Annotated in this window: 19 protein-coding genes; 4 read left to right on the forward strand and 15 right to left on the reverse strand. The window is 40.3% G+C overall.

All coding sequences use genetic code 11. The features are described from left to right. Positions 1-80 precede the first annotated feature (80 nt). Both ruvB and R1T16_RS17790 read right to left on the reverse strand, forming a co-directional pair. Positions 81-1,106: a Holliday junction branch migration DNA helicase RuvB gene (gene ruvB, locus R1T16_RS17785; RefSeq protein ID WP_317502483.1), complete on the reverse strand. Its 1,026-nt coding sequence runs from the start codon at positions 1,104-1,106 to the stop codon at positions 81-83. Between the two features lie 29 nt (positions 1,107-1,135). Further along, entirely contained in the window at positions 1,136-1,438 is a 303-nt protein-coding gene (locus R1T16_RS17790; RefSeq protein ID WP_317502484.1) for a GNAT family N-acetyltransferase, read from the reverse strand. A 145-nt stretch (positions 1,439-1,583) separates the two neighbouring features. Here R1T16_RS17790 and R1T16_RS17795 point away from each other — a divergent pair, with 145 nt between their 5' ends. Genes R1T16_RS17795 through R1T16_RS17805 form a run of 3 tightly spaced genes read left to right on the forward strand, consistent with a single transcriptional unit; the run spans position 1,584 to position 4,354 of the window. Then, the gene (locus R1T16_RS17795) at positions 1,584-2,996 is read left to right on the forward strand and encodes an APC family permease (RefSeq protein ID WP_317502485.1); all 1,413 of its coding nucleotides are present in this window, start codon (positions 1,584-1,586) and stop codon (positions 2,994-2,996) included. A gap of 3 nt (positions 2,997-2,999) precedes the next feature. Continuing rightward, complete coding sequence (locus R1T16_RS17800; protein WP_317502526.1) at positions 3,000-3,818, forward strand: RHS repeat-associated core domain-containing protein; 819 nt, start codon at positions 3,000-3,002, stop codon at positions 3,816-3,818. 2 nt (positions 3,819-3,820) lie between these two features. Next, on the forward strand, positions 3,821-4,354 hold the full coding sequence (locus tag R1T16_RS17805; RefSeq protein ID WP_317502486.1) for a hypothetical protein: 534 nt from the start codon (positions 3,821-3,823) through the stop codon (positions 4,352-4,354). Between the two features lie 329 nt (positions 4,355-4,683). Here R1T16_RS17805 and R1T16_RS17810 read toward each other — a convergent pair whose 3' ends face one another. From R1T16_RS17810 to R1T16_RS17845, 8 genes are read right to left on the reverse strand one after another with little or no spacing between them, the layout of a single operon-like run. Then, positions 4,684-6,501 (reverse strand): cbb3-type cytochrome c oxidase subunit I, encoded by a 1,818-nt coding sequence (locus tag R1T16_RS17810; RefSeq protein WP_317502487.1) that lies wholly within the window; start codon positions 6,499-6,501, stop codon positions 4,684-4,686. A 31-nt stretch (positions 6,502-6,532) separates the two neighbouring features. After that, complete coding sequence (locus R1T16_RS17815) at positions 6,533-7,726, reverse strand: cytochrome c oxidase subunit II (protein WP_317502488.1); 1,194 nt, start codon at positions 7,724-7,726, stop codon at positions 6,533-6,535. Between the two features lie 19 nt (positions 7,727-7,745). Further along, positions 7,746-9,296 (reverse strand): quinol:cytochrome C oxidoreductase, encoded by a 1,551-nt coding sequence (locus tag R1T16_RS17820; protein ID WP_317502489.1) that lies wholly within the window; start codon positions 9,294-9,296, stop codon positions 7,746-7,748. Positions 9,297-9,325: 29 nt separating this feature from the next. Beyond that, positions 9,326-9,868, reverse strand: a complete 543-nt coding sequence (locus R1T16_RS17825; protein ID WP_317502490.1) for a cytochrome c — start codon at positions 9,866-9,868, stop codon at positions 9,326-9,328. A 7-nt stretch (positions 9,869-9,875) separates the two neighbouring features. Beyond that, the gene (locus tag R1T16_RS17830) at positions 9,876-10,400 is read right to left on the reverse strand and encodes a DUF3341 domain-containing protein (RefSeq protein WP_317502491.1); all 525 of its coding nucleotides are present in this window, start codon (positions 10,398-10,400) and stop codon (positions 9,876-9,878) included. 4 nt (positions 10,401-10,404) lie between these two features. Continuing rightward, the gene (gene nrfD / locus R1T16_RS17835) at positions 10,405-11,829 is read right to left on the reverse strand and encodes an NrfD/PsrC family molybdoenzyme membrane anchor subunit (protein WP_317502492.1); all 1,425 of its coding nucleotides are present in this window, start codon (positions 11,827-11,829) and stop codon (positions 10,405-10,407) included. 37 nt (positions 11,830-11,866) lie between these two features. Beyond that, positions 11,867-14,926 carry a TAT-variant-translocated molybdopterin oxidoreductase gene (locus R1T16_RS17840; RefSeq protein WP_317502493.1) on the reverse strand — a complete coding sequence of 1,020 codons (3,060 nt, stop codon included), beginning with the start codon at positions 14,924-14,926 and terminating at the stop codon, positions 11,867-11,869. A 33-nt stretch (positions 14,927-14,959) separates the two neighbouring features. Continuing rightward, the gene (locus R1T16_RS17845; RefSeq protein WP_317502494.1) at positions 14,960-16,297 is read right to left on the reverse strand and encodes a c-type cytochrome; all 1,338 of its coding nucleotides are present in this window, start codon (positions 16,295-16,297) and stop codon (positions 14,960-14,962) included. 211 nt (positions 16,298-16,508) lie between these two features. On the opposite strand from R1T16_RS17845, the gene R1T16_RS17850 reads away from it, so the two are divergent. Then, a complete protein-coding gene (locus R1T16_RS17850; protein WP_317502495.1) occupies positions 16,509-16,898 on the forward strand; it encodes an SPOR domain-containing protein in 390 nt (129 codons plus the stop codon). Between the two features lie 39 nt (positions 16,899-16,937). Here R1T16_RS17850 and R1T16_RS17855 read toward each other — a convergent pair whose 3' ends face one another. From R1T16_RS17855 to rimP, 5 genes are all read right to left on the reverse strand, one after another. Then, positions 16,938-17,819, reverse strand: coding sequence for a YitT family protein (locus tag R1T16_RS17855; protein WP_317502496.1), 882 nt, complete (start codon positions 17,817-17,819; stop codon positions 16,938-16,940). Continuing rightward, complete coding sequence (locus R1T16_RS17860; protein ID WP_317502497.1) at positions 17,819-18,409, reverse strand: HD domain-containing protein; 591 nt, start codon at positions 18,407-18,409, stop codon at positions 17,819-17,821. Before R1T16_RS17860 ends, R1T16_RS17855 begins: the two co-directional genes overlap by 1 nt. A 183-nt stretch (positions 18,410-18,592) precedes the next feature. Then, entirely contained in the window at positions 18,593-21,496 is a 2,904-nt protein-coding gene (gene infB, locus R1T16_RS17865) for a translation initiation factor IF-2 (RefSeq protein ID WP_317502498.1), read from the reverse strand. A 59-nt stretch (positions 21,497-21,555) separates the two neighbouring features. Then, positions 21,556-22,797, reverse strand: coding sequence for a transcription termination factor NusA (gene nusA, locus R1T16_RS17870; RefSeq protein ID WP_317502499.1), 1,242 nt, complete (start codon positions 22,795-22,797; stop codon positions 21,556-21,558). An 18-nt stretch (positions 22,798-22,815) separates the two neighbouring features. Then, positions 22,816-23,280, reverse strand: coding sequence for a ribosome assembly cofactor RimP (gene rimP / locus R1T16_RS17875; RefSeq protein WP_317502500.1), 465 nt, complete (start codon positions 23,278-23,280; stop codon positions 22,816-22,818). Between the last annotated feature and the right edge of the window lie 171 nt (positions 23,281-23,451).

The raw sequence follows: 23,451 nt of genomic DNA on the forward strand, positions 1-23,451 counted from the left end.
GTCAATATTCTGTTAATTCGATAAACAAAAAAAGCTGTAAGTTCATCACTTACAGCTAACTATATACTTTAAATATCTTATTATCCGAACAAATCACCCTGCGGGCCAAGTTTCATCCTACCTAAATGTTTATAGGCTTTCTCGGTAACTTCCCTTCCTCTTGGTGTCCTGATGATAAAACCTTCCTGTATAAGGAATGGTTCGTACACCTCTTCTATCGTCTCGCCACTTTCAGATACGGCAGTTGCCAGTGTAGATAATCCTACGGGGCCGCCTTTAAATTTGTCGATAATGGTCGTTAGTATCTTGTTATCCATTTCGTCAAGGCCATGGGCATCAACGTGCAGTGCCTTAAGCGAGTAACGTGCAATCTCCACATCTATACTGCCGTTTCCTTTTATCTGGGCAAAGTCACGTACACGGCGAAGAAGCGCATTGGCAATACGAGGTGTACCTCGGCTTCGGCCTGCAATTTCTATCGCTGCGTCTAAAGTAATAGGCATTTTTAATATGGCAGAGCTCCGTTCTACAATCGTGGTAAGCAGTTCTGTGGTGTAATATTGTAGTCGGCTTGATATCCCGAAACGCGCACGCATAGGAGCAGTAAGCAAGCCTGAACGTGTTGTAGCGCCAACTAATGTAAACGGGTTAAGCCCTATCTGAACCGAACGGGCATTAGGCCCTGATTCTATCATGATATCAATTTTGAAATCTTCCATAGCCGAATAAAGGTACTCTTCTACTACAGGGCTAAGGCGGTGTATCTCGTCAATAAACAGGATATCCCTTTCGTCAAGATTGGTAAGCAGTCCTGCCAGGTCACCGGGCTTGTCGAGCACCGGCCCCGAAGTGATCTTTATTCCCACTCCAAGCTCGTTAGCAAGTATATTTGCCAATGTTGTCTTACCCAGACCCGGAGGGCCGTGAAAAAGCGTATGGTCGAGCGCTTCGCCACGCATATTGGCAGCCTGCACAAACACCAAAAGATTTTCAAGCACCTGCGCCTGTCCTGTAAAATCATCAAACGAGAGTGGCCTTAATTTTTTTTCAAGGTCCAGCTCTTCGGCATTAAAATTTGAGTTGGTAGGATCTAAATTCTCATTCATACGGCAAAGATAAACGAATTTGGATTGTATTACATCTGATAACCTTCAGATAAAATATCATTCCATTCATCATGTTCATTTATATAATTTGCAACAAAAGAACAAAGGGGTACAAGGGTCAGTCCATTATCTTTAATGCACTGAAGCGTCCTTTCAATAAGCCGCCCAGCAATTCCTTTTCCGCGAAGCTGTTCGGGAGTTTCGGTATGCGTAAGAAAGATCTTTTCACCTTCACGGTAATATTCTACAAAGGCAATACCTCCCGGTACATGAAGCTCAAACTGGCTTCCCTCCTCATTTACCTTAAAATTGCTGTCGCCGTTATTTTTCATAGTATGGTTTTTAATAAAGGTATAATTAATAACGCAAATACCAAATCAGTGTTGGCAATACATTATCAGTCGGCAATAATTTACCACTACTGTCTTAAAAACAATATTTTAAATATCTTTAGCAGACATAAACCAAACATCAACCATGGAAGAACATAACGAAGACAACCATTTAAAACGCGAACTCGGCCTGCTTGACGGCACCATGCTGGTAGTAGGATCAATGATAGGATCCGGCATATTTATAGTTAGTGCCGATATGATGCGTAATGTAGGCAGTACAGGCTGGCTTATCCTGATATGGATATTATCGGGGCTTATGACAATAATAGCCGCTGTAAGTTACGGAGAACTGAGTGCCATGTTCCCAAAAGCCGGCGGACAATATGTATACCTTAAAGAGGCCTACAATAAACTCATCGCGTTTCTTTACGGATGGAGCTTTTTTGCTGTAATACAAACAGGCACAATAGCCGCTGTAGGCGTGGCATTCGCCAAATTTACAGCCTACATTTATCCGCCATTCAGTGACCAGAATATCCTGTGGGATCTGGGCTCTTTTAAACTGAATGCAGCACAGTTGGTTTCAATTGCTACAATCATACTGCTTAGTTATATCAATAGCAGGGGCGTGAAGAACGGAAAGTATATACAAACCATCTTTACGATCACAAAAATTGCATCACTGTTCGGTCTAATAGTATTTGGACTTGTACTTGCTGCAAAAGGAGATATCTGGAACGCCAACTGGACAGATGCATGGAATGCACAATCGTTTAATAAAGACACCAACTCATGGGTTCCTATTGGCGGAACCGTGCTGATGTCGGCAATTGCCGCCTCAATGGTGGGTTCACTATTTTCGAGCGATGCCTGGAACGGCGTTACTTTTATATCCGGGGAGATAAAAAATCCACAACGTAATGTAGGGCTCAGTCTTTTCTTAGGCACGCTTATAGTAACTATAATATACATATCAGCTAACATCATGTATGTAGCAGTACTGCCTGACGATGCCATTGCATTTGCAGCATCAGACCGAGTAGCCATCGCGGCTTCGCATCCTATATTTGGAAGCGTTGGCACTTACGTAATAGCAATTATGATCATGATATCCACCTTCGGGTGCAATAACGGACTCATAATGGCTGGGGCGAGGGTATACTACACTATGGCAAAAGATGGCCTTTTCTTTAAAAAAGCCGCTCACCTAAATAAGGCAAGCGTACCGGGATGGGGATTATGGTTTCAGTGTTTTTGGGCATCGGCTTTATGCCTTACCGGAAAATATGGCGACCTGCTGGACTTTGTTATGATAATCGTTGTTATTTTTTACATCCTGACTATTTACGGAATATTCATTCTAAGAAAAAAAACACCTAACGCGGAACGACCTTACAAAGCTTTTGGATACCCAGTATTACCAATGATCTATATAATCCTGGCGGCTACTTTTTGCTTCTTCCTGCTTAAGGACCGAACAAGCACCTGCGGGTGGGGCGTGCTAATCATGCTTGCAGGTATTCCTGTGTATTATTTAACGAAGCCGAAGGAATAAAAGATTAAGTACAATGGTAAAGAGCTGCAAGACGAGTTGGGGCTTAACATTTATGACTATGGAGCAAGGAATTATGACCCTGCAATAGGAAGATGGTTTAATATTGACCCAAAAGCTGAAAAATACAAAAATTGGTCACCGTATGCATATGTCGGTAATATGCCAACAATTGCGATTGACCCAAATGGTGAAGAACTTATATTTGTAATAAGAGATAACAAAGGAAATGCAGTAAAAACATTAACTTATAAAAGAGGTAATTTTTATCATGGCAATGGTAAAAGGTATAATCCTGGTAAAGAGGGTTTGAGTAAAACAATGTATACTGTCTTGTCTGCCTATAGGGCTATTGAGGCTTCGGATGATGACGTTTTAAAGCATCAATTAAGAACCTTGGAAAAAATTAAAAATAAGCATTTCATGCAAGAAGGTATAGCAGGCCAAGGTTCTGATGTAGACCCATACCCGTATGGAATTGGAAAAGATGATGCTGTTGGAACTATTGCGAATTTTGATTTTTCAGGAGATAAAAGCGAAGAAGAATCTATGTCTACCGTAGCACACGAAATGCGTCATCAGTATGATTGGGACACTAGAAATATGAGTAATGATAAAAAGGGGGCAACAGCAGGTGACCCAGCAGAAATAAGAGCGGTCTGGACACAAAATAGGATGAATAAAATTCTTGACTTGCCTAAAAGAACTAAATATGGTGGACAGGAAATAGACCCTAATAAATTAGATAATCCACCAAATAATGGAAATGCCTTTGATGGGCAGTACAAACCTGAAGTTAGAAATAAAAATGAGATTAAAGACTAATTATGAAGAGATTATATGTATTTATTTTTATAGTTATTTGTATGATTAGCTGTAAAACAGAGTCACAAAAATGTTTGGAATCACAAAATTATTTAAAAGCATTTTCTAAAGGATTAAATGCAGATTTACCACCAGCAAATGCATTTCTAATTTTCTTTATAAGTTTGGAAAATGGAGAAATGATGCAAGTTAATAATGTCGTGCTCCAACACATATATTTTAACAATTATAAAAATGATTTTAGTTTTGAAGATTTCGTATGCTTATTATATAGCAATGAGTTAAAAATAGACGCAACGATATTGAAGAAATATGAAGAACGATGTATCGTTTTTAAATTGGACAAACATATCGTTAATTATTCAACAACGGAATTAAAGAAGACTTTTTGTGATAATACTGAAAATTATTGGGTGCTGAAGAATAATTTACAAAAAAATATACAAATGTCAGTTCTTTACACTTTTTCTAAAAATAAGTTCTATGTGTCTTTTAATGACCCTGCGGGAAACTATGTTATTAATGAAAAAATTTGATGTTAGTAACAAAATATACATTTCAACCATTAGGGAATACTTAGATTAATTGTTAAGGTTGAAAATAATTACTTAATAATTAGGATGGACTACGTTGTTCATCCTTTTGTTTTTACAACTGTTTCCAAAACCTATGCAATCCCGCCCCAACAATAAACAGTAACGCAACAATAATCTGTAACACGGCACCAATTAGTCCTAAGTCTTTACTTAATAGTGTAGGTGTATTTCGCTTATGGTGGTTAGAGATACCAGTCATAAATTTCATATATACAAAAAGAGGATACCGATGTGGCATCCTCTTTTTTGTATGTATGAGAGAATTAGTCTTAGTGATGTAGTTCTTCTTCTCCTTCTTTCATTGGAACTGTTTGCGGAACAAAGTCATCGTCGTGACCCGGTTTGCTATAGTCATAAGGCCATCTGTACACTTCAGGAATTTCTCCAGGCCAGTTACCGTGGATGTGTTCTACCGGAGTAGTCCACTCAAGCGTGTTAGCTCTCCATGGGTTTTGCGGCGCTCTCTTACCTTTGAATATGCTGTAGAAGAAGTTCCAAAGGAAGAATAACTGGAATGCTGCACCTACAAGGGCAAACATTGTGATGATTACGTTAACGTCTGCAAGGTCATCAAATAATGGGAATGCGGTGTTTGTATAGTAACGTCTTGGAAGACCTGCCATACCGATAAAGTGCATTGGAAAGAATACCCCATAAGCACACACTGCAGTTACCCAAAAGTGGATATAACCAAGGTTTTTGTTCAACATCCTTCCGAATAATTTTGGGTACCAGTGGTAGATACCTGCAAACATTCCGTAAAGGGCAGATATACCCATTACAAGGTGGAAGTGAGCAATAACGAAATATGTATCGTGAACGTTGATGTCAAGCGTACTGTCTCCAAGGATAATACCTGTAAGACCACCTGTAATGAACGTAGATACGAATCCTATTGAGAAAAGCATCGCAGGGTTAAGCTGAAGGTTACCTCTCCAAAGAGTTGTAATCCAGTTGAACGCTTTTACAGCAGATGGTATCGCAATAAGTAATGTCGTAAATGTAAATACCGAACCAAGGAATGGATTCATACCAGAGATGAACATGTGGTGACCCCAAACGATAGTTGATAAGAATGCAATAGCTAATATAGAAGCGATCATCGCACGGTAACCAAAGATTGGCTTACGCGCATTTGATGTCATGATTTCAGATACAAGACCCATCGCAGGAAGGATTACAATGTAAACCTCAGGGTGGCCTAAAAACCAGAATAAGTGCTCAAACAATACCGGAGAACCTCCCTGGTAGTGAAGAACCTCACCTGAAATGAATATATCAGAAAGGTAGAATGAAGTACCAAAACTTCTGTCAAAAATCAATAGTAATGCTGCAGAAAGTAGTACCGGGAACGATACGATACCAATAACAGCTGTAATGAATAAAGCCCAGATAGTAAGAGGCAGTCTTGTCATAGACATACCTTTGGTCCTAAGGTTAATTACAGTTACAACATAGTTAAGAGATCCCATAAGCGATGATGCAATGAAGATAGCCATAGAAACTAACCAAAGCGTCATACCTGTACCAGAACCACCTATTGCCTGAGGTAATGCACTCAAAGGAGGATAAATTGTCCATCCGGCAGATGCAGGACCTGCTTCAACAAAAAGAGATGCGATCATGATTACAGCAGAAAGGAAGAACAACCAGTATGAAACCATGTTCATAAAACCTGATGCCATATCCCTTGCACCAATTTGTAACGGAATAAGAAGGTTACTAAACGTACCGCTCAATCCGGCAGTCAATACAAAGAATACCATGATGGTACCGTGTATCGTTACAAGCGCCAGGTAAATATCATTTTTCATTACTCCGTCCGGAGCAAATTTATCACCTAAAAGAACTTTAAATATTGTGAAAGACTCTTCCGGCCATGCAATTTGCATACGGAATAACAGAGACATAATTACCCCTATAACTCCCATGAAAATACCTGTAATAAGGTATTGCTTAGCGATCATCTTATGGTCAATACTAAAGATATACTTAGTTATAAAAGTATCCTTATGGTGATGTTCGTGAGCATCGTGGTGACCGTGATCTGCGTGACCGTGTACTTCGTCGTGTCCTACTGCTGACATATTTCTTTAATTTGAATATATTTAAAAAGAATTATTTTTTTTCAACCTGTGCTACCGTTGTAGAATCGGTTTTTGCTGCTGCCGAATCTGCCGGTTTAGAAGGTGCTGCTTCCGAAGCAGGAGCTGCTGCCGCTGCTGCTTCATCCTTTGCTTTTTTTACAGCTGCAGATAATTTTTCTTTTCCGCTTAGCCATTTTTTAAAATCTGCATCGTCTTCAACAACAACTTTCATTTGCATATTGTAGTGAGACATACCACATATCTTGTTACATAAAAGCAGGTAGTCAAATGTATAAGGGTCTAAAGCCGTTTTACCTTCTGCCACAAGTTCAGCGCTCTTTTTAGATCTGATCTCATTAATATGAGCCACTTTTTTCATGATCTTGCCATCCTGACGCATTTCATCTGTAGTAACTGTAGGTACAAAAGCAAATTCTGTAACCATACCAGGAACTACGTTCATCTGCGCCCTGAAATGAGGAAAATAAGCAGAGTGCAATACATCCTGAGAACGGAATTTAAATATCACCTGTTTACCTTTTGGAAGGTGAAGTTCAGATGCCTGGATATCATCCTGAGCATTTGGATCAGACATATCAACACCTAAAGTGTTAACACCTTCAATATATCTTACGTTAGCTTTTCCTAGTACGCCGTCTTCTCCGGCATAACGTACTTCCCAGCTAAATTGTTTTGCATAAACTTCAACAAGTATACTGTCTTCTTTTTCCTCATCGATGAACATGATGTTTGTCCAGGCATAAAGTCCGTAAAGGATAAGGCCTGCAAGAACGATTACCGGGATAATAGTCCAGATAAATTCAAGTTTATCGTTATCAGCATAATAAAATGCTACTTTGCCTTTTTCACCTCTATATTTAAAGCTGAAATAGTGTAGAAGGAACTGAGTTATAGTTTGTGTAATGAAGATAAGCCACATAGAGATAGCCATAAGGTTATCATATTGAGGTCCATGTTCAGAAGCCGGAGTACCTAAAACAAGTCCTCCCCATTTCCATAAAGAATAAATCGTAAATACGTAGATAAACCCAAGGAAGCCGAACATCAGGTAACCATTAACATTATTATCCCTGTCATTAGCTACTTCGCTATCTCCATCATCAGTTCGGTTAGCACCAACCTGTGTTAAGTCAAATATTTTAGTTAATTGCCATATTGCAATGCCTAATAAAACTAAAACTACTATTATCAATAAACTTGTCATTTGTTTATTTCTTTAAATATTAATAATGAAAATGCTTACTTTCTTCAACAAGTGGATTACGTTTAGCTAACAACGGCGCTTTAGTAAGGGCTGTGAAAATAACAAATATAAATAATCCAAGGAAGAATAATATCGCACCTATTTCACCTGCACCGATAAACCACTGGTCACCTACCGTAGCCGGCATGATCATGTTAAAGAAGTCTACATAGTGACCGCAAAGGATAACTATACCAGCCATAACAATAATCCATGACAGACGTTTGAAATCAGTATTTATAAGGATCAATACAGGGAATACAAAGTTCATTGCAACCATACCAAAGAAAGGAAGGTTATAATTTTCTATACGCATTTTAAAGTAAACGATCTCTTCAGGAATATCAGCATACCATATAAGCATGAACTGAGAGAACCAAAGGTATGTCCAGAATACACTTATACCAAACATGAATTTAGCTAAATCGTGTATGTGGCTCGTATTAACATATTCTAAGTGGCCAAGAGATTTTAAGTAAAGTGTTACCAATGCAATTACAGTGATACCGCTTACGAAGAAACTAGCAAATACATACCATCCGAATAGTGTGCTGTACCAGTGCGGGTCAACAGACATGATCCAGTCCCAAGACATGATAGATTCAGACACAATAAAGAATACAAGGAATGCAGCAGACCCTTTAAAGTTTTTCTTGTAATAGCTGTTATCTGTAGCCTCATCCTGAGCAAGAGAATTTTTTCTTGCATATTGACGGTACAGTATCCATCCACCCATAAAGATAACCGCCCTTATAAGGAAAAATACTTTATTAAGGTAACCTGATTTAGCTTGTATAAGGTGATCTTCCGCAACAACCTTGGCATCCATCCAGATGAAGATTTTGTGAAGATCTAAAGTACCAGCAACTAATAAAAGGAATACGATTACAGCACCAGGTATAAGGTAGCTTGAAATACCTTCCATAACCCTGAATAATACAGGAGACCATCCCGCCTGAGCGGCATTCTGGATAGCATAGAAAGCAAGAGCTCCTAAAGATATAAGCATAAAGAATAATGCAGCAACATAAACAGCAGACCAAGGCTTGTTTTGTAACTGGCCAAGAACGTGTTCTAAATGGTGTTGGTGTTCTGCATGTGCATCGTGAACTTCTTCGCCATGAGCTGCATGAGCATCATGACCGGCTTCTGCGTGAGCTTCAGCAGCGTGAGTTTCATGAGCTGCATCTACAGTAGCCACAACCTGAACTGTATCATGATTCTCATGAGCTGCCTCAGCAGCAACTACCGCATGAGCGGTATCGTGTGCAGGTTCAGCGTGAGCCTCTTCAACAGCAGGAGCGGCGTGAGCTTCTTCTACGGTTGCAGTAGCGTGAGCATCATGAGAAGCAGCACCTTCATGGTGAGCTGCATCAGCATGACCTCCACCGTGATGGCTGTCAGCTTCTAGTATTTTCTCAACGTCTTCAACGGTTTTTGGTGCAGTCAAAAAACTATAGCCAATCCCAAGGACACCTAAGATCATCAGGACGAATGCAATTGTTTTTAATCTACTTGAAAATGTGTACATATATTTATGCTTTCAGTGTTCTACAATTATTATTCACTCTTTAGTTTCAACACATAGTTAACAACCTGCCAGCGCTCAGTTTGAGAAAGCTGATTAGCATGAGAACCCATTGAGTTAAGTCCGTAAGTTATTACATGGTAAATGCTACCTTCTGTAATAGGCCTGTCTTTGTAATTAGGTACACCAAGGAATTTTTCCCTTTTAACAAGGTTTCCTTTTCCGTCACCTTTATCACCATGGCAGATAGCACAGTAAATAGTGAAAAGTTCTTTTCCTTTTGCCTCGTCAATCTGTTCAGGAGCAAGAGGAGATTTAAGGTTTGCTTTAGCAAGCTCATATCCTGCAGTAGAGTTTTCGTATTCCTCAGGAGTGAATCCTCTTGGAACAGAACCTTTAGCCGGAAGCTGACCTTCTTTACCGTTTGCAAATGCACCCGATTCAGTATACGTTTCATACCCTACAGACTCATACATATTAGGCATGTACTGATAGTTAGGCTCTGATTTGTTAAAGCAGGCAGTAAGCGACGTAGACGCCACTGCCAGTAATGCTATTTTATATAACGCTTTCATACTTCTTTTAATGCTTTTCAATTACTTTAACTTCCACAGCACCTGTATTCTCAAAGAAAGAAACAAGCTCGTTCTCATCGCCGTGAACAGGCACTTCCATAAGGAAGTGGTCATCTGTAGTCCTTACATCAGGATTTTCAGCGCTCTTAAACGGCCATAATTTACTTCTCATATAAAAAGTGATAACCATTAAGTGGGCCGCAAAGAATACTGTCATCTCAAACATTACCGGTACAAAAGCCGGCATATTCTGGATATAGCTAAAACTTGGCTTACCACCGATATCCTGTGGCCAGTCATGGATCATAATGAAGTTCATCATTGCAGTTGCAACAGATAATCCCACTAAACCATAAAGGAAAGAACAGATAGCAAGTCTTGTTGGAGCAAGTCCCATTGCCTTATCTAGTCCGTGAACCGGGAATGGCGTATAAATTTCTTCAATGTAATGATGCGCAGCACGTGTTTGCCTTACTGCATCCATAAGGATATCATCGTCATTGTACAGTACATGTATAACTTTATTACTCATGATCTTAGTGATGATTATTTTCTGAATGTGAATGATTGTCGTGTCCTCCCTGCTCTCTTAACTTTTTGTAAGTTTCGCTTGAAGTCTTCATGATAGATTTAACCTCTGCCTGTGCAATTACAGGGAAACTCCTTGAATAAAGAAGGAACAGTACAAAGAAGAAACCAATAGTACCAATGAAGAAACCAGCATCTACAAAAGTAGGTTGGAACATTGTCCAAGAAGATGGAAGGTAATCTCTGTGAAGTGACGTAACGATAATTACGAAACGCTCAAACCACATACCAATATTTACCACGATAGAAATTACGAAAGAAACGTAGATACTTGTTCTGATTTTCTTGAACCACATCACCTGTGGAGAAACAACGTTACAAGTCATCATCAACAAGTAAGCCCACCAGTAAGGTCCTGTAGCCCTGTTAAGGAAAGCATACTGCTCATATTCAACACCTGAATACCATGCAATAAATAGCTCAGTAATATAAGCAACACCTACAATCGAACCTGTAATCATGATGATGATGTTCATCAACTCGATATGCTGTATTGTAATATAAGCTTCAAGATTAGAAAGTTTTCTCATGATGATAAGAAGGGTGTTTACCATTGCAAATCCAGAGAAGATAGCTCCCGCAACGAAGTATGGCGGAAGGATTGTTGTGTGCCATCCAGGGATAACCGAGGTAGCAAAGTCAAAAGATACGATCGTGTGTACAGAAAGTACAAGTGGAGTAGCAAGACCTGCAAGTACAAGAGAAACCTCTTCAAAACGCTGCCAGTCTTTTGCTCTTCCGCTCCAACCGAAACTTAGAACTGAATATACTTTTTTAGTAAAAGGAGTAATAGCCCTGTCACGAAGCATCGCAAAGTCAGGAAGAAGACCAGTCCACCAAAACACTAACGATACCGAAAGATAGGTAGAGATCGCGAATACGTCCCAAAGAAGCGGTGAATTAAAGTTTACCCAAAGTGAACCAAACTGATTCGGAATTGGCATAACCCAGTACGCTAACCAAGGTCGACCCATGTGGAATACAGGGAACATAGCCGCCTGAATTACCGAGAAGATGGTCATCGCTTCCGCAGAACGGTTGATCGCCATTCTCCATTTTTGGCGGAATAATAAAAGTACTGCAGAAATAAGTGTTCCTGCGTGACCGATACCTACCCACCAAACGAAGTTGGTGATATCCCAGGCCCAGCCAATTGTTTTATTTGAACCCCATGTACCGATACCAGTTCCAACTGTATAGCTAACACACGCTACTCCCCAAAGGAAAGCGGCAAGCGCAATTGAAAACGCGATCCACCATTGTTTGTTAGCCCTTCCTTCAACAGGAGCAGCAACGTCAACGGTAACATCATGGTAATTTTTGTCACCTATAATTAAAGGTTTTCTAATGGGTGCTTCGTAATGAGACGACATAATCCTTTATAGTGTTTCTTATTAATATTACTTCTTATTATGTATTTCTAACTTTTACATGGTAGAATACATTTGGCTGTGTACCAATCTGGTCAAGAAGGTGGTAAGCCCTTTCGTCCTCTTTAAGAGCAACGATCGCATCTTCCTTCTCATTAACATCACCAAATACCATAGCACCGCTCGAGCAAGCTGCAGAACAAGCACAGGCATCGTTGAATTCACCTTTAGCAACAGTTCTTCCTTCGCGTTTAGCTTTAAGGATAACCGCCTGGGTAGACTGGATACAGAATGAACATTTCTCCATAACCCCACGTGAACGAACAACAACATCAGGATTAAGAACCATACGGCCTAAATCGTCATTCATGTTGTAATCAAAATCACTGTTTTTGTTGTAAAGGAACCAGTTGAAACGACGTACTTTATAAGGACAGTTGTTTGCACAGTAACGAGTACCCACACAACGGTTATATGCCATATGGTTCTGACCCTGGCGACCGTGAGACGTTGCAGCCACAGGACATACGGTTTCACATGGTGCGTGGTTACAGTGCTGACACATTATCGGTTGGAATACTACCTGAGGATTCTCTGAAGGATCTTCAAGATTTTCAAAAGTACTCTTAGATTCTAATAATCCTGAAGCACTATCTTTCTTCGCAACATCTCCGGCAAAAGTATCTTCAGAAGAATAATATCTGTCAATACGCAACCAGTGCATATCACGGCTTCTTCTGATTTCTGACTTACCTACAACAGGTACGTTATTCTCAGCATGACAAGCGATAACACAAGCGCCACAACCTGTACATGCATTAAGATCAATTGATAAGTTAAAGTGGTGCCCTGTAGTCCTGTCAAAAGATTCCCAAAGGTCAATTGAAGCAGCGGCTACCTCTTTGTGGTCGTAAGAAACCTGCGGCATTGGATTCCACTCAGAAACTTCTTTCTCGTTGAATTCTTTAAGCGTAGCTTCCTTAACGATATCTCCCCTACCCATTAATGTCCTCTGAAGCTGAACACATGCAAATTCATGCTCTCCACCTTCTTTAGTCAGCTTAGCAGACTGGAACGAGTTAAGGTTATTATATAATGTGTAAGCATTAACACCTACAACCATTTCTTTTTTCATGGCAGCTTTACGGCCGTAACCTAAAGCAAGACCAATTGTACCTTTAGCCTGACCCGGCTGAATGATAACAGGTACATTTTCGAGTTTTTTACCGTTAACCTCAATAGTAACATAGCTACCATTAAGACCACCGTTTGCCACGTTCCAGTTTTCAAGGTTAAGCTTTTCAGCATCAGCTTTAGCAACTGTTACATAGTTATCCCAAGACACCCTTGTGATAGGGTCAGGGAACTCCTGAAGCCATGGGTTGTTAGCCTGCTGGCCATCTCCCATACCTGTTTTAGTATAAAGAACAAGCTCTAAACCACCTGCAGCTTTGGCAGCAGCAAGTTTAGAAGCAGCTCCGGCGAAATCTGCTCCGGCAGCAGCTACAGGAGCCACTTCAGATACAGCAACACCATCATGAACTAATTGGTTCCAGGTTTTCCCGGCTGTGTAAGCAACAGAAGCACCTTTTAGGTAACCATAATAGTCCTGAGCATTTCCAGACCATGATAGTAATGCATCCTGGAATTGTTTTGTATTAAACAACGGACGGATAGTAGGCTGCGTTACAGCATAGAATCCTTTTGCAATACTTACATCACCCCAAGACTCAAGGTAGTGAGGAGCCGCAGCAGCAATCGTTGTTAATGAAGCAGTTTCATCTTCTTTAAGAGAGAAAGAAACTGATAGTTTTACTTTCTTAAGACCTTCAGCAAAGTCAGCACTGTTAGCAAGTGTGTAAATTGGATTTACACCATTCATGATAAGAGCGTGAACACTTCCTGCTTTCATGTCAGCAACAAGCTGAGCAACTGCTTTAGCATCACCTTTACGAACAAGGCGCGCACCTGCAGGATTGAAAGCAGCAGACTGAAGAGCGTTGTTAATTGCAATTACTAATAATTGAGCATTAACATCATCAAGACCTGTAACAACTACACCTCTTGAACCCGCAGCCTTAACCTGTGCAGCTGCATTAGCAACAGCATCAGCATATGCTTTGTTTGCAATTGCAGGAACACTTACCGCATTACCTGTAATAGCATTATATATAGCAACAAGAGCATATTTTTGCTCTGTAACAGTCAACGGAATACGTTTATCAGCATTAGCACCCGAAAGCGACATATTAGACTCTATCTGGATATGCTTAGACATTTTACCCTGCTTAGGAATACGGCCGTTAGTATAACCGCCGTCAAATCCTCCACCTTGCCAGTCGCCAAGGAAATCAGCGCCAACAGAAAGGATAACATCCGCTTTACCAAAGTCGTAATCAGCAAGAGCTCTTTCACCATACACAGCCTGGAAAGCATCCAGCGCCTCAGATGAAGAAACAGCATCATAAACTACATGCTTAAAGCCCGGGTATTTAGCACCAAACTCAGCAATAAGTTTATCTGTAGACGGGCTAGCTGTCGTGCTTGTAAGAACAACAACCTGAGAAGCACCCGCCGAAGCAAGGCCTGCCTTAACTTTTGCATCTACTTCTTCCCATGACGCAGGCTTGCCTGCAATCACCGGCTGCTTAAGACGCATACTGTCATATAAAGACAATACAGAAGCATGAACCCTTGCATTAGCTGCAACTTTTGCACCCGCAAGAACATTGTTCTCAACTTTAATAGGACGGCCTTCGCGCGTCTTAATTAATATATTTGCGAAATCAAAACCATCATTCATGGTAGTTGCATAGTAATCTGCAACACCCGGGATGATCTCTTCCGGCTGAACTACGTAAGGAATAGACTTGATAACCGGGCCCTCACAAGCAGCAAGCGATGCAGCTGCTGTACTGAACCCAACATATTTCAAAAAGTCACGACGGCTTGTTGATGAAGAGGCAAGAGCTTCCTTGTCGCCAAGAAATTCATCCGTAGGAATCTGCTCAACAAACTCATTGTTTCTTAGCGTCTCAACAATAGAGCTGTTTTCGTTCAGCTCTTCAACACTTTGCCAGTATTTTTTGTTTGATGCCATGTTGTATATAGATATTAGCTTCTTAAAAATTTATTAATAGTGACATTTACCACACTCAGTACCACCCATGTTAGCAGCAGTAAGCTTAACTACACCATATTTCTTGGCAAGTTCATCGTGGATTTTCTTGTAGTAGTCATTTCCTTCAACCTTAACATCAGTCTCACGGTGACAGTTAATACACCATCCCATTGTTAATGGAGCATGCTGTTTCATAACTTCAAAAGTCTCTACAGGACCGTGACATTTCTGACACTCGACTCCTGCTACAGAAACGTGCTGAGAGTGATTAAAGTAAACGAAATCCGGAAGGTTATGAATTCTCACCCATTTAACTGGTTTTTGTTTTCCGGTATATTTTTGAGCTGTAGCATCCCATCCTACAGCATCATATAATTTCTTGATCTCACCAGAATAGAATTCTTTAGAGTGATCTACATACGTAGAATCTTTATCCCCCTGGAATTCATTGATATTCTTGTGACAGTTCATACACACGTTAAGAGACGGTATACCCGAAGTTTTACTTACCCTTGCAGAAGAGTGACAGTATTTACAATCAATACCATTATCGCCTGCGTGAATTTTGTGCGAGAAGTGGATTGGCTGTATTGGCTGATAATCTTTATCAACACCCACCTGCATCAGATAACCATAAAGGAAATATGAAGAAGCAAGCATTAAAAGAATAACAGTAACCAAGACAAGGAACTGGTTTTTAGCGTATGCTTTCCATAAAGAAACACCAGAATCTTTACCCGGAACCTCTATTCCATTAGCCGCAGAAACTTTTCTCAACGTCTTGTTCACTAAAACAAGCATAAAGATAAGCACACCAAGCACCACAATAAGAAGCCCTAAAACCACGTTATTAGAAGTACCTGAATCTGAAGCACCAGCAGCACCGGCAACAGCACCAGCAGGCTTTTCAGCAACAGGAGCAGGCGCCGAAGTGTACGCCATGATATTATCTATATCACCTGTTGATAATTGAGGAAACGGAGTCATCACTGCATTGTTATTCTCTGCAAAAAGCTTAACAGCCTCAGGATCTCCTGATTTGATCATTGCACTACTGTTCGCTACCCACTTGTAGATCCATGCACGGTCATGCTTATCAGCAACACCTCTTAACGCAGGACCGGTAGATCTTGCATCAAGCTTGTGACATGCAGCACAAAGAGTATTGAATAACTCTTTACCCTTTGCAGGGTCGCCGGCACCTTCAGCAGGAGCGGCTGCCGCAGCTGGTTCGGCCGCTGCCGGAGCAGCAGCTTCCTGAGCATAAGAAGCAACGGAAAATGACAGCGATAACGCCAGACAGAACAATAAAATTCTTGAAAACGAAGTATGGTTACCCACTTTTTTCATATTAAAAATGATTATCGACTTAATTTGGTATGGTTTTTAAAGTATAGTGCAGACACACCATGCCTTTTTAAAAACCTCCACAAAAATACGACTTAAGAATTATTCTCAAACCTTAAATAAACCTTAATACATAATTTATAAAGATTCTAAATAAATCCAGCTAATCCCAGTAAAATAATATGTTGTACTTTTGCATTAAACACAGTTCATTATGAGAATTTTAAACCTAAAACCTTACAAAACAACCTTCTTATTCCTTACGTTAGCTAGCCTTTCCTGCCTTGCCCAGGAGGGCAATGTTTCTGTCTCTCAGGACCCAAAGTTTGAGCAGCTTTTAAAGGAAAAACGTAAAATAAATCCATCTATCACTGTAAATGACCGCTATAAAGTGCAGATATTTTATGGGGACAATAGCGCTGCCCGCAAAACGTTAGCGGATTTTAAAAAAGAATTTAAAAACCTTGACGGAACAATTATATATGAAAGCCCGACTTATAAGGTTTGGGTTGGCAATTTCAAATCGAAAATTGACGCCGAAAAACGACTTGTTGACATCAAGAAAAAATATCCTTACGCACTATTAATTAAGCCAAATAAGTAGCATACAAACACAAAAAATCCCGCAATTGCGGGATTTTTTTTAATGTTCGGCTTTCTTTTTAAGAACGCCTCCTGCTGTCTCTTTAATCGGACCTGAAAATATGAACGCTTTTACATCAATTTCATGTACCGCTGCCTTAAGCCTTCTCACCTCAAGACGCGTAACAACAGTATATATTATATCGCATTCTGTACTCACTTCAAAACTATCTTTCATAAAGCCCCTCTCTCCTTTGTAAACAGTAATACCCTTACCCATTTGCAGCACAAGGTATGATTTTACTTCTTCACTCTTGGCCGAAATAATGGTAACGCCGGTAAATTCCTGAATACCTTCCACCACATAATTTATAGTTTTTGATGCTACAAAATAGGTTAGCATCGAATAAAAAGCCTTTTCTAAGCCAAAGAAAATAGCTGCTATAGAGAAGATAATTATATTAAGCCCAAGTATGATCTCACTCATAGTGAAACCAACTTTTTTTCCGGTATATACAGCAAGCACTTCGATACCGTCTAATGCACAGCCGCCACGCATACCAAAGCCAACACCTAAGCCTATAAACAATCCTCCGAAAGCAGACACAATCAGCTTATCGTGTGTAATCATGGGTACCGGCAGCCAGAGAAGGCACATACCCAAAACGATAATAGATATGGATGTTTTTATAACGAACTTCCTCCCTATTATCCTTGATCCCAAAATGATCAATGGTATATTAATCCCAATTATCAGCAATGCTATATTAATATGATACGTTTCATGAAGCAGAAGCGACAGACCTGTAACACCTCCATCAAAAAAATGATTAGGAACAAGAAGCCCCTTTAGCGCAAAATTCAGGCATAAAATTCCTGCTATTATAAACAGGTAGTCGGTAACAGAATCTTTAATGCTGATTTTAGTAGTTGTGGTACTCATTAATTATTGTCGGTTAGTTTTGATTTTAAAATTTTCAGATGCGCATCTTTTTTATACTGCCTCCATTGTTTTGCTTCGTTTGTAAAATAATGATGATTAGTAAAAAACTCTACCTGCACTTTATCCCATTGACCTTCGCCCGTTATGACTCCCGCTTCACTTAACTCTTTGTAAAGCCTCGCAGAAATGGTAAAAAAATCATCCCTGCCAAGGTAATCAAGATCGGCATCTGCCAAGATTTCTTCAAGATAATTAGAGGGAGACTGGGGTATCCTTGTTGCCATTATCATTCCGCAGATTTTTTCTATCTGCACAGCGCCATATCCAAAACCCGGAAGATATTCTTTTGCAAAATCACACGAAACCTCTTCATGCCCTTTAGCCCTTAGAATAAAACCCGAATCATGAAACAAGGCAGCTGTTTTAAGAAGCAATGCATCCTGATCCCCAATTTGTGCTGCGGTAATATGCCTTATCACGGCCTCATACACATCGGTTACGTGCTCAACATTGTGATAATACAAACCATCAGGAAATTCGTTCTCCTGCTTATTGAGTATAAAGTTTTTTACTTTTTCAATGTCAATCATCCTTTTTTATTTAAGCACACCAAAAGATCAATTCAGCACTCTACCATCTTCATAATATATAAGCAGGCATCACAGTTTACAAACCAATCAAAAATATATTTATTTTAAACAAAAACCTAACTGCTTTAAAACAAAAATCCCGGCTGTTAAAACAGCCGGGATTTATTTATAAGGTAAACCTAATTACTTAAGTTTCTTTTTCACTTCAACTTCCTGATACGCTTCTATTATATCAAGCTGCTGGATGTCGTTGTAGTTTTTGATCTGTATACCACAGTCATAGCCTTTAGACACCTCTTTAACATCATCTTTGAAACGTTTAAGGGCTGTAAGCTCTCCCGTGTATATAACCACACCGTCTCTGATAAGCCTGATTCTTGAACTTCTGAAGATCTTACCGTCAGTAATCATACATCCTGCAATCGTACCAACTTTAGAAATCTTGAATGTCTCACGGATTTCTGCTGTACCTGTAATCTCTTCCTTAAGCTCAGGCGAAAGCATTCCTTCCATTGCATCCTTAAGATCATCAATTGCATCATAGATGATAGAGTAGTTCCTGATATCAATTTCTTCTTTATCAGCAAGAGTTCTTGCACTTGCAGAAGGACGAACGTTAAATCCGATAATGATCGCATCAGATGCCGAAGCAAGCAACACGTCAGATTCGGTAATTGCACCTACTCCTTTATGTATGATGTTGATCTGGATCTCTTCTGTAGAAAGTTTAGAGAACGAATCTGATAATGCTTCAACCGAACCATCCACGTCACCTTTAAGGATAATGTTAAGTTCTTTAAATTGTCCAAGCGCAATCCTTCTTCCAATCTCTGCAAGCGTAATGTGTCTTTGTGTACGCACAGACTGCTCACGCATTAACTGTGTACGTTTAGCCGCAATTTGTTTTGCTTCTCTTTCGTCTTCAAACACACTGAACTTGTCACCTGCTGTAGGAGCGCCATCAAGACCTAATATAGATATAGGTGTAGATGGACCTGCAACCTTCACATTATGGCCACGTTCATCATGCATTGCTTTAATTTTACCGTGATGCTTACCTGCAAGAACGTAGTCTCCCAGTTTAAGCGTACCACCCTGTACAAGAACTGTAGAAACATAACCCCTTCCTTTATCAAGGAAAGCCTCTACTACAGTACCAATAGCAGCTTTATCCGGATTAGCTTTAAGGTCAAGAATTTCTGCTTCAAGCAATACTTTCTCAAGAAGTTCTTTAACACCTAAACCTGTTTTAGCCGATATATCGTGCGATTGTATCTTACCACCCCAGTCTTCAACAAGAAGGTTCATACCTGCAAGCCTTTCCTTGATCTTCTCAGGGTTAGCATTCGGTTTATCCACCTTATTTATAGCAAATATGATTGGCACATTTGCTGCCTGTGCGTGATTTATCGCCTCTTTTGTTTGTGGCATGATATCGTCGTCTGCCGCAATCACGATAATAGCGATATCTGTAACCTGAGCACCACGTGCACGCATCGCGGTAAACGCCTCGTGACCCGGTGTATCCAGGAATGCAATTTTTTGGCCGTTATCAAGTGTTACCCCATAAGCACCAATGTGCTGCGTGATACCACCCGACTCACCTGCAATTACATTTTCTTTACGAATGTAGTCAAGAAGCGATGTTTTACCGTGGTCAACGTGACCCATTACAGTCACAATAGGAGCCCTGAATACAAGATCTTCTTCTTTATCTTCTACAACCTCCATTGATTCTTCAATATCGGTAGTAATAAATTCTACTTCATAACCAAACTCATCTGCAACAATCGTCAGGGTTTCAGCATCAAGACGCTGGTTCATGGTTACCATGATGCCTAGTGACATACAAACAGATATCACTTTAGTAATTGGCACATCCATCATGGTTGCAATCTCACCTACAGTTACAAATTCTGTAACCTTGATTACTTTGCTTCCTTCTTCAAGCATTCTTTGCTCATCGTCAGATTTCTGACGGTGGCTGTCACGCTTATCCCTTCTGTATTTCGCTGCTTTAGACTTGTTTCCTTTACCCTGAAGTTTTTCAAGTGTTTCACGGATTTGGTTTTTAACCTCTTCTTCGGTAGGCTCTACCTTAGAAACGATTGCCGGACGCTTGTTAGGCCCAAACTTATTACCACCCGGTCCGCCACCCTGCGTATTAGGCCTTATCGTGTTGTTGCCCGTTCTTGGAGCACCACCACCCTGGCCCGGCTGGCCGCCACCCTGGCCCTGAGGCTTAGGAGCGATCCTTTTACGCTTGTTCTTATCCGCGGCGCTTTGGTTGTTACCGGCAGCACCACCTGGCTTAGGAGCATCTTTTTTGAAATCTTCTTTTTTCTTTTTAGGCTTATTGAACTGTGACAGGTCAATAGTCTGGCCTGTAAACGTAGCACCCGTTAATTTCTGGTACTGCGTTTTGATCGTCTCCTCTTCGGGAGCGGCCGGAGTTGCAGCTGCCGGAGCAGCCTGTTCCTCTTTAGCAGAAACAACAGGTTTTTCTGCTGCCGGTTTGTTAGGCTGAATGGCAGGTTCCTGTTTTTTTGCAGGAGTTATTGCCGGCTCAGCTTTTGGCGTTTCCGGTTTAGCAGTTTCTGCTTTTGGGGCTTCTTCTTTAGGCGCCTCAGCTTTTGGCGCTTCAGGTTGTACCTTAACCTCCTCTACAGGAGCTTTAGGTTCCTCTTTTACTGGAGGAGCAACTGAAGAAGGCTCTGCTTTTTTAGCACCCAGGTCTATTTTACCGACAGCAACCGGACCTGATAATGTAGCTCTAGCTTTTATCACTTCCTGTCTTTGCTTTTCCTCATCCTGCTTCCTTTTGTCCTCGATCTCTTTCTCTCTCTCTACACGAAGCGCTTCTTTTTCTTTGCGCTTTTCTTCGCTCACTTCAAGAGAAGCTGCTTTCTTACCCTTATCGGCAGAAAACTGGTTAAAAAGGGCATTAGATTCCTCAGTGGATATCTTGGCATTTGGGCTCGACTCTATGGTAAAGCCTTTGTCCTTAAGATACTCCACGGCCCTGTCCAGCGAAATATTTAATTCCCTTAGTACTTTGTTAATTCTTATTGCTCTTTCTTCAGACATACAATCTTATTAATTTTACTTCTGTGTTGTGTTGTGCTGTTTATGCAGTTAACCTGTTCTTAATCTTCAAACTCTTCTTTAAGTATTCTCACTACCTCAAGTATCGTTTCTTCTTCAAGATCGGTTCTCCTAACAAGATCCTGCACATCCTGGTTCAATACGCTTCTTGCGGTATCAAGTCCTATTTTAGCAAACTCCTCTATTACCCATCCTTCGATTTCGTCAGAGAACTCTGTTAATTCTACGTCTTCGTCTTCAGCAGCAGTTCCTTCACGGATAACATCAAGCTCATAACCTGTTAAAAGGCCTGCAAGTTTAATATTATGACCACCACGGCCAATTGCTTTTGAAACTTCTTCTAATTTAAGGAACACCTCTGCCCTGTTGTTTGTTTCATCTATTTTGATAGACGATACTTTTGCCGGGCTAAGCGCTCTCGATATATAAAGCTGTGTATTTGTCGTGTAATTGATAACATCGATATTCTCGTTACCAAGCTCACGAACGATTCCGTGGATACGTGAACCTTTCATACCAACACATGCTCCTACAGGATCTATCCTGTCATCGTATGAGTCTACAGCTACTTTTGCTTTTTCTCCAGGTATCCTTACTACTTTCTTAACCATGATAAGGCCGTCAAATACTTCAGGGATTTCCTGCTCAAATAATTTTTCAAGGAACAGTTCAGATGTTCTTGACATGATGATCTGAGGCTTATTACCTTTAAGCTCAACGCTCTCAATAATTCCACGAACGTTATCACCTTTCCTGAAAAAGTCAGACGGGATCTGTTTTTCTTTAGGAAGAACGATCTCATTTCCTTCATCATCCACCAAAATTACAGCTTTTGGCCTAACATGGTGCACTTCTGCAGTATAAATATCACCAATGATGTCTTTAAACTGTTTGTACAGGTTTGTATTATCGTGTTCGTGTATCTTAGAAATAAGGTTTTGGCGAAGCGCTAATATTGCCCTTCTTCCCAGCTGTATCAGTTTTACTTCTTCAGAAACATCCTCACCCACCTCAAAGTCAGGCTCAATTTTTCTTGCTTCAGAAAGCGATATCTCCTGGTTTGGATCTTCCACCTCACCATCGGCAACCACCACACGGTTTCTCCATATCTCCATATCCCCTTTATCAGGGTTTATGATAATGTCAAAATTATCATCCGAACCATATTTCTTTTTCAGTGCATTCCTGAATACATCTTCAAGGATTGCCATAAGCGTAACCCTGTCAATAAGCTTATCATCTTTAAACTCTGAAAACGAATCTATTAATGCGAGATTTTCCATGCCAACTTTCGTATTTTTTTAAAATTTTATTACAACAACTGCTTCTTTAATGTCCTGATACGGCAATTCAAGCCTTTTCTGGACCGTCTCTTTTCCTTTACCTATCTTTTTAGGTTCACGGGCTTCCCATTCTAACACTACAAAATCTTCGTTAGCATCAGTAATTTTAGCCTCAATCTGTTCAGTGGCAGTTTTTACGCTAAGCGTCCTGCCAATATTCTTTTTATATTGCCTTGGAAGTTTCAGTGGGCTTGCTGCACCGCCTGAAGCAACTTCCAGCGAAAAATCATCTTCTTCCCTGTCAAGGTTATGTTCTATAGCCCTGCTGATATTTATGCAATCCTGAAGAGTAACTCCTTTATCGCCATCCAGCGTAACCATGATCTTGTTAGCTCCGGTGATCGATAACTCTACAAGAAACAGCTCAGGATGCTCCTCAAGACCTTTATTCAGTAAATCTGCAACTTTCTCCTTAAATGTCATATCTGTATAAAAAGAGGGGACTCCTGTCCCCTCATTATTTAGTGTTTAGTAAATAACGAGGCAAATATACAATTTTTTTTTATATCTTGAAAATCATTGGGTAATGTAAAATTTATTCTTACCTTTATGATTGTTAAAATTCCACCAATTTTTGTTAAATAATACTTAAAC

Origin of the sequence: Flavobacterium sp. DG1-102-2, assembly GCF_033042555.1 — a bacterium.
In the GTDB taxonomy this organism is placed as follows: Bacteria; Bacteroidota; Bacteroidia; order Flavobacteriales; family Flavobacteriaceae; genus Flavobacterium.

Coding starts and splice junctions, on each gene's coding strand:
- ruvB (WP_317502483.1), bottom strand. CDS start 1,106: ATGAATGAGAATTTAGATCCTACCAACTCAAATTTTAATGCCGAAGAG.
- R1T16_RS17790 (WP_317502484.1), bottom strand. CDS start 1,438: ATGAAAAATAACGGCGACAGCAATTTTAAGGTAAATGAGGAGGGAAGC.
- R1T16_RS17795 (WP_317502485.1), top strand. CDS start 1,584: ATGGAAGAACATAACGAAGACAACCATTTAAAACGCGAACTCGGCCTG.
- R1T16_RS17805 (WP_317502486.1), top strand. CDS start 3,821: ATGAAGAGATTATATGTATTTATTTTTATAGTTATTTGTATGATTAGC.
- R1T16_RS17810 (WP_317502487.1), bottom strand. CDS start 6,501: ATGTCAGCAGTAGGACACGACGAAGTACACGGTCACGCAGATCACGGT.
- R1T16_RS17815 (WP_317502488.1), bottom strand. CDS start 7,726: ATGACAAGTTTATTGATAATAGTAGTTTTAGTTTTATTAGGCATTGCA.
- R1T16_RS17820 (WP_317502489.1), bottom strand. CDS start 9,296: ATGTACACATTTTCAAGTAGATTAAAAACAATTGCATTCGTCCTGATG.
- R1T16_RS17825 (WP_317502490.1), bottom strand. CDS start 9,868: ATGAAAGCGTTATATAAAATAGCATTACTGGCAGTGGCGTCTACGTCG.
- R1T16_RS17830 (WP_317502491.1), bottom strand. CDS start 10,400: ATGAGTAATAAAGTTATACATGTACTGTACAATGACGATGATATCCTT.
- nrfD (WP_317502492.1), bottom strand. CDS start 11,829: ATGTCGTCTCATTACGAAGCACCCATTAGAAAACCTTTAATTATAGGT.
- R1T16_RS17840 (WP_317502493.1), bottom strand. CDS start 14,926: ATGGCATCAAACAAAAAATACTGGCAAAGTGTTGAAGAGCTGAACGAA.
- R1T16_RS17845 (WP_317502494.1), bottom strand. CDS start 16,297: ATGAAAAAAGTGGGTAACCATACTTCGTTTTCAAGAATTTTATTGTTC.
- R1T16_RS17850 (WP_317502495.1), top strand. CDS start 16,509: ATGAGAATTTTAAACCTAAAACCTTACAAAACAACCTTCTTATTCCTT.
- R1T16_RS17855 (WP_317502496.1), bottom strand. CDS start 17,819: ATGAGTACCACAACTACTAAAATCAGCATTAAAGATTCTGTTACCGAC.
- R1T16_RS17860 (WP_317502497.1), bottom strand. CDS start 18,409: ATGATTGACATTGAAAAAGTAAAAAACTTTATACTCAATAAGCAGGAG.
- infB (WP_317502498.1), bottom strand. CDS start 21,496: ATGTCTGAAGAAAGAGCAATAAGAATTAACAAAGTACTAAGGGAATTA.
- nusA (WP_317502499.1), bottom strand. CDS start 22,797: ATGGAAAATCTCGCATTAATAGATTCGTTTTCAGAGTTTAAAGATGAT.
- rimP (WP_317502500.1), bottom strand. CDS start 23,280: ATGACATTTAAGGAGAAAGTTGCAGATTTACTGAATAAAGGTCTTGAG.